The sequence below is a fragment of the Nocardia sp. 852002-20019_SCH5090214 genome, assembly GCF_001665865.1.
GTDB lineage: Bacteria > Actinomycetota > Actinomycetes > Mycobacteriales > Mycobacteriaceae > Nocardia > Nocardia nova.
On record NZ_LZMK01000391.1, the window covers coordinates 1 to 6,638 of the forward strand.

Sequence of the window (6,638 nt, forward strand, 5' to 3'; positions counted from 1 at the left end):
CCCGACGAACGCGTCGAACTCGGAAAACTCAGCGCCGAGGCCCGCGACCACCGCGACCGGCTACTGCGCGACCTGCAGCACCCCACGATTCTGAGCCCACGAACACCCGGCCGCCCCGAACGAGGCTGGAGCTTGGACCGCTGACTCCCCTTACGCCACGATTGATCGACACGATCAGCGCCACGGTGAGCCATGTCGCGCAACCGATCCCTCTCCGACACTGCCCTACTCCCGGCTCCTTGGCGGTCAGACAGCGAATACCGTGTGAGCCTTGTCGAGAAAACGCTCCCGGGCCTGTTCGGCCTTGCTCCACCTAGCAGCGCAGGAACTCACGTAGCGGCGGTGGTCCTCCGTGTCCATCCACTCGCCAGTTTCTTCTACGTACATCTTCGCGGCCGAGTACCACTCATCAATCTGTAGGGAGTACTTACGGAGATGGTCGTGCAGGTCGCGCAGGCTTTCTCTCAGCTCGCGCGGTCCAGCGAACTCCGCGGCGCCCTCAAGTTCCCGGAGCGCGCTGTATGCCTCGATGTGAAGACGCTGTGCTTCCTGCGCGTCCTTGCGTTGTTCCTGCAACGCATCTCGTACCTCCCGCGCGGCCTCGTAGAACCGAGCAACCCCCCGGATGTAGTCGAGATGAGCCTCGTACCGGCGATCCTGCACAGCATGCTCACGGACAGCAGCACTCTGTTTGCGCGCTGACCTCGCACTGAATGCAGTTCCGCTAAACGACGCCAGGCCACCGACTAACGCGCCGGCCACACCAATCAACCCCGTAAGTTCTGCTCCCACACTGCTAATGAAAGCAGCCGGACGCCACGACAACTCTGCGCGGCGTGGATGAGCGGGGCGCAGGGGCGTGTGCTTGTCGGTTCGAGCGGGCATACTCGGGCGGCTGGTCTGGATGCGAGGGAGGGCGGTGGCGGTGCTTCGCTATGCGTGCACAAACCCGTGGTGTCTGTACTCCTCGCACTACACCTCCACGTGTCCGTGGCGGGCGCCCAGCCGCAGCGAGCCCTTGCCGCGGCCCCGGTACTTGACCCCGGCTCAGCGGGCTGCTCAGCAGCGGTTGAACGAGATGATCGTCGACCGCGACTTCGATCTGCGGAAGACACCGCGCTACATGCGGGAGCGGGAGCAGGATCGCGGCTCACGCCGTGTCGACGATCCCGGCCACCGGTGGCTGCTGGTCTTCGTCCCGGTCGCGCTGCTGGTGGGCGCGGTGATGGGGCTGTTGATGCTGTACCTGTGAACGGTCCGCGAATCGGTATGCCTCAGAATGCAGGTGACCCCCGCCGGGTAGGTGCCGGCGGGGGTCACCTGAATTCTGAGTTTCGTTACACGGGTTCGATCCGGACGACACCGCAGGCGGTCCACCGCTCACCTCTGCGGGTGACCAGCGGGCCCGACCACGGCGTGGTGCGGCGGAATCCGTGAGCGGTGAGTGTGGTGTCGATGTTGTCGACGCCTGGGGTGTAACCGATTACCTCCCACCGGTCACCGTGGTCGAAGCCGACGAACTGGCCGTCCTCGCTGAACAGGACCTCACCGGCGTGGATGTGCAGGGCCGGTCCTTCGGGGTCTTGCGGGTGGGCGATGATGACGATGGCTTCCTCGATCGTGGTCACCGCTGCGCTCCTGCCTGGCGCAGGTTGCGGCGGCCACCGACGCCGGCCGGGCCAGCGGACGCGGCCCGCGATTGAGCGACCGTCGTGTCCGGTCGCGCGGTGCAGGCCCGCGACGGCGAGCTGGCGGCGGCGCGGGCGGCGTCGTCGCGCATCATCGCGATGCGCTCGAATTTCGTGTCCCACTGCTGCTCCCGTTCCGCGGCCGCTTGGCCGAGGTGCCCGGCCTCGCGGGCGCCGGCATCGATGGCGGCGCGGATCTTTCCTCGCGACTGGTCGTTGGCACCAGCGGCGGCCAAGGCGCGGCCGAAGGTGTCGCGGTGTCGGGCGTATGCCCTGCGCTCGTGATCGACCCCGTTGACGACCGCGCCCGTGGCGACACTCCTCACCGAGTCGGTGAGCTGTGACAGCGGCAATCCGATGTCGCGGGACTTGATGCGATTGTCGATGTCCACGCCCGCGCCGCGGATCAGCTCTGTGGCCTGGGACTTCATCGCGGCGACGAGTTGTCCGGCGGTGGCGCCGATGCGCTCGCTGTCGACTGCGCGCTTGCTGTCCTCGTCGACCAGCAGCAGCTCGGGCAGATCGTCGAGGCTGCGGACACGGCCGGTGTCGACGTCTTCGACGATCGCGGCGATCTGGGCGCGTTCGATCGGCGCGAGCCCCTTGCCTTCCTGGATCTGGGCGAGCAGCTGGTCACCGGCGTAGGCCAAAGCCTGGATCTGGGCCTCGATATCGTCGTTGACGCCGATCATCTCCGGCGACTGTCTGGAGATGTCGGTGTCGACGATGTAGTCGGCGGCCTGGGTGAGGTCATCGCGGTTGCGGACCATCGCCTTGATGTCGTCGGTCAGGGTCTGGCGATCGAGGTAGCCGGGCCACACATCGAGGTCGCCGCGCTCTCCCTTCTTGAACGCGAGCCAGGCGTCGCGGACGGTTTTCTGGTCGGCGGTGGTCATCACCGAGATCTCGTGGGTCATGCGCTGCGGCTGGATCGTGCCGCCGTCCAGGTGTTCCAGCAGGTCGGCGACCTTGCCGCGCATCGCCTCGCCGCGGTCGATGTAGACCGGGGACTGCACCAGGTCTACCGCCGAGGTGTCACCGCGCAGATAGTCGACCACGAAGTCCACCCGGGCGCGGGTGATGCCGGTGACGCCGGCCGCGTCCAGGTCCGCGGCAAGCTTGTCGCGACGTGCCTGGGCGGAGGTGATGTGCGTGGCGGGGTCCTCGATGTCCTCACCACGCCAGTTCAAGACCGCCTGCGACACAGCACCTTTCACGCTGTCGGGGATCGGCAGCGCGGTGACGAAGTCGACGGCGGCCGACTCGCGGCCGAACAGCGCCGAAGCTTCGTCGCGGGTCTGTCTCGGGATCGGGTCGAACTGCGGATCGATGCTGACCTGCATGGTGTCGGCGTCGATGACCACACCCCACTGTTCGGCGTAGCCCCGCACAATCTCGGTGGCCCGCTCGGCGGCGATGTCGGACTCACCCTGCCAGGTCAAAGCGTCGGCCAGCGACTGCGTGAGCCGCCACGGGTTCTGCCACGGGTTCGTCGATTCGAGCCGATTCTCCGCGGCGGCCCGCTCCGCGACCGTCTCGGCTTCGAACTCGGCGGTCACGGCCGCTTCCTCCTCGAATCGCGGTCCGCGGGCCCGGCTTTCGCGCAGCTGGCGGTCCCAGCGAGCCCGGTTCACCCCGGCCACCGCGAGCAGGTGGGCCATGCGCTGCCCGTGCCCTGTCGCGACACCGAGCAGGTCGGTGGGATCGGTGGCGGGCCGGTGAGTGTCGGACATGGGTTTCTCCTCCTGGGTGGTGGTTTCCGGGGTGGTGTTCCAGCCCGGTCCGGGATCGTCGGTGCGGGTGAGTTCGTCCCGGTCGATGCCGTGGCGCTCAGCGGCGTGGGCCTGGTGGGCGCGGACCGCGTTCGCGGCGGCGGCGATCTGGGCCGGGGTCGGGGGTTTCTTCGGCGCGGCTTTGGCGATGTCGAACAGGTGCGCCACCAACCGGCGCCCACGTCGTTTGCCGACCATGAGGGCGGCCACGGGCTGCCGGTTGGGCTGAAGACCCGCCGCCCGGAGCTGGCGGCGGGTCTTCAGGTGCGCCGGCGCGAGGTGCCACGGATATTCCTGGGGCTCAGGGACGGTGGCAGCGTCAGCGGTAGTCACGAGCGGTCGACCTCACGCACGTTCGGCCAGCAGCTGGCGGTAGTCGATCTGCAAGCTCGCCCACTCCCCGGTGACCGCCCGCAGCTGGGCGTGGAGCTGGTGGGCGCGGGCGGCCAGGCGCATCACGGCGGCCGGGCTGCTGTAGAGATCGGCGATCTCGGGGGCGGCGAGCAGAGCGTTGGCGAGCTGGTCGACGTCGGTGTCGTCGACGGTCGCGGCGATGACCTCACGGACCTGGGTTGCGATGGTGGACATGGTGTTTCCTCTCCTTGTGGGGTAGGGGTGGGAAGAGTCAGCGGCCGTAGCCGCGCTGGTCGCCGCGCCCACGGTGCTGGGTGCGGCGCACGCCCTGACCGGGTGTGGTCTTGCGGGCGCTTTTGCGGGCGCCGGCGTTGCGGACGGCGGCCTGCGGCGGGTGAGCGTGTCCGGCGTCGGCGGCCATGCGCGCCGCGACCCGGCCCTCCGACACCCCTTTCGACCGCAGGTGCGCCTCGGTGGCCTGGCGGCGTTCGGGGCTGTCGTAGCGAACGGGCTTGTCGGCCGGCGCACGCCCGGCCGCGACCAGATCGCGGCGGTCGAGCCACTTGTCGGCGATCCGCTGGGACTGCTTGCCGGTGATCGCGGCATCGCTGGCCGCGCGGTCGAGGTGCTTGCGGACCCGGTTGCGCACCGGCTCGGGCACTCCGGCCGCTGACAGGCGGGCGAGCAGCTTGGCCTCGGATCCGACCTCCTCGTAATCGCCGAGACTGGTCCGGCCGGCGGCCAGATCGGTCTGGGCGGCAACGACAGTCGCGATCTCCTCGCGGGCGTCGCGAGCAGCACCAGGGGCCGCGGCCGTGGACAGCAGTTCTTCGAGCTGGCGGCGGTGATCGCCCGCGACACCGCGCGCGATCTCGTCGGCGCGTTCCCGGTCGACCGCCGCCGCCGAGCGGTCGTCGGCGAACAGCAGATCCGGAACGTCGGTCTTCCCGGCCTCCACGTCGGCGAGAACCGCACGCAGCTGGTCTTTTTCGAGGTCGTGCAGACCCTCGCCCTTGGCGATCGCGTGATCGATATCGCGGCGCAGCGCGGCGACGCGGTCGCGCTGCTGGTTGCTCCAGTCGGCGTCGAGGCCGTCGTCGCGGGCCGCGCGGGCCTCGACCTGCGGGGCGAGCAGCGCGTACATGCGGACCTTCTCCGCCAGTGACTCGCGGTCGACATGGTTGGGCCACAACGGCTTGAACTGACCGGCCGGGTCCTTACGGATCGCGGTGCCCCGGTCCCGGGCAATCTGCTGGTCCTCGGGAGTCATCACCGCGACGGCCTGGCCCAGCTGCTCACGGATGCTCTCGACATCCAGGCCATAGCGGAGGCGATCCTGATACCGCACCAGCAGCGCATCGACGCGCGATTTGGCTTCCTCGCCGAGGTCGACCAGCGGTTCGCCCATGCGCCGCAGCTCGGTCGTCGCCGACACCTGCGCGAGCGTGCCCAGCTCGCTGGTCGGCACCTGGGCACCGTCCGGGGTGCCGAGATAGACCGCGACGAACCGGATCCGGGCGCGGGTGCGGTCGGAGACCTTCGTCTCGGCGACCTTCTTCGACAGGGCATCGAGGCTGTGGCCGGTCGGGTTCTTGCGCCACCGATCGACCTCGGCGATCAGAGTGGCCTTGGTCGTCTCGTCGAGGTCGCCCTCGGCGCTGATCATCGACACCATCCGGTCTTGAGCGGTACGCACCCGCTCTCCGGCGGCCCGGTCACGCTCGGAAGCGCTGAGCCGCTGCACCAGCTCCGGAGCATCCACGGTGACGTGGCCGGTGCCGGTGTCGACGTGCACACCCCACCGGCCTCGGATGTGGCCGGCCAGCTCGTTCATGGCGCGTTTGGCGGCGTCGCTGTCCTCGGACCACACCACCGCATCGCGCATCGCGGCCACGATCTCGCTGCGCGACATGCGTTCCCAGCCGTGACTGCGCATCTTGGCCAGCCGGGTCTCGACGGCCTTCTGCTCGGCGGCGTGACGTTCCTGGTTCTCGCGCATCTTGGCGATGTCGTCGGCCATCTTCGCTTCTCGCGCGCGGCGGTTGCGCTCGGCGGACTGCTGCGCGAACTGCATGATCTGCTGCATCAGCAGCTGCATGACCCGCGAGAAGTGCTGGGCGAGGTGATCGACGGTGTCGTCGTGGTGCAGGGTGTCGTCCTGCTTGGTGAATACGGGTTCGCCCATAGCGGCCTCCTGAGTTGCGGTGGTGAGTTCCGGAATCGGTTGTGCGGCAGAGCGGCCCGCGCTGGCGGCGATCTGTTCCGCGGACAGTGGGGCGGCCGCGGCCGCTGAGGTGGTGTGGGGGTCCAGGTAGGGCACGGGTTCGAGTTCGTCGATGCCGTGCCCGGCCTCGATGTGGTCGGTGAGGTCTTTGCCGGTGGCCGCGCGCAGCACCCGCACCGACCCCACCCGTCCGGCCAGGGAATCCATGACCTTTTCCGCGCGGCGATAGCCCGGGGCGTCGTGGTCGGCAACGATGACGACCTCCCCGGCGCCGGCGAGCCATTTCGCGTGCTCGTCGGACCACGACAAGGCACCGCCGGCGTTGGTGGTCGCGGTCAGACCGGCGGCCTCGGCGGTCAGGACGTCTTTTTCGCCCTCGCAGATGTAGATCGGCTCACCAGCCGCGACGGCGGCGAGAACGCGCGGCAGCTGGAACGGGATCTGTTCGAATCCGTTGTGTTCCCAACCGGTCTCGGTCCGGCGGCGCTGCCGGAACTGCTTGTCGCGGCCGTGCTCGAATCGGGCCTCACGGCGCACGACCTCACCAGCGACAGAGCCGTCGGCCCGCACATACGGGTAGCTGGCGACCGGCTTCCACGA

General features: G+C 69.0%; 6 protein-coding genes. 1 reads left to right on the forward strand and 5 read right to left on the reverse strand.

Going from position 1 to position 6,638, the window contains the following annotated elements; translation table 11 throughout:
- Positions 1 to 246: 246 nt before the first annotated feature.
- Positions 247 to 792 carry a hypothetical protein gene (locus tag A5780_RS32200; RefSeq protein WP_156769729.1) on the reverse strand — a complete coding sequence of 182 codons (546 nt, stop codon included), beginning with the start codon at positions 790 to 792 and terminating at the stop codon, positions 247 to 249.
- Between the two features lie 286 nt (positions 793 to 1,078).
- Between A5780_RS32200 and A5780_RS40440 the strand changes: the two genes are divergently transcribed.
- Positions 1,079 to 1,252 (forward strand): hypothetical protein, encoded by a 174-nt coding sequence (locus A5780_RS40440; protein WP_156769730.1) that lies wholly within the window; start codon positions 1,079 to 1,081, stop codon positions 1,250 to 1,252.
- An 85-nt stretch (positions 1,253 to 1,337) separates the two neighbouring features.
- On the opposite strand, the gene A5780_RS32205 is transcribed toward A5780_RS40440, so the two are convergent.
- The 4 genes from A5780_RS32205 to A5780_RS32220 all read right to left on the reverse strand — a co-directional run.
- A complete protein-coding gene (locus A5780_RS32205; protein ID WP_064910932.1) occupies positions 1,338 to 1,628 on the reverse strand; it encodes a hypothetical protein in 291 nt (96 codons plus the stop codon).
- Positions 1,625 to 3,793 (reverse strand): RRQRL motif-containing zinc-binding protein, encoded by a 2,169-nt coding sequence (locus tag A5780_RS32210; RefSeq protein ID WP_156769731.1) that lies wholly within the window; start codon positions 3,791 to 3,793, stop codon positions 1,625 to 1,627. The genes A5780_RS32205 and A5780_RS32210 overlap by 4 nt, the downstream gene beginning before the upstream one ends.
- Positions 3,794 to 3,805: 12 nt before the next feature.
- Positions 3,806 to 4,048 carry a hypothetical protein gene (locus tag A5780_RS32215; RefSeq protein ID WP_064910936.1) on the reverse strand — a complete coding sequence of 81 codons (243 nt, stop codon included), beginning with the start codon at positions 4,046 to 4,048 and terminating at the stop codon, positions 3,806 to 3,808.
- Positions 4,049 to 4,085: 37 nt separating this feature from the next.
- Positions 4,086 to 6,638, reverse strand: a 2,553-nt coding sequence (locus A5780_RS32220; RefSeq protein WP_156769732.1) for a toprim domain-containing protein, incomplete at its 5' end; no start/stop codon positions are given.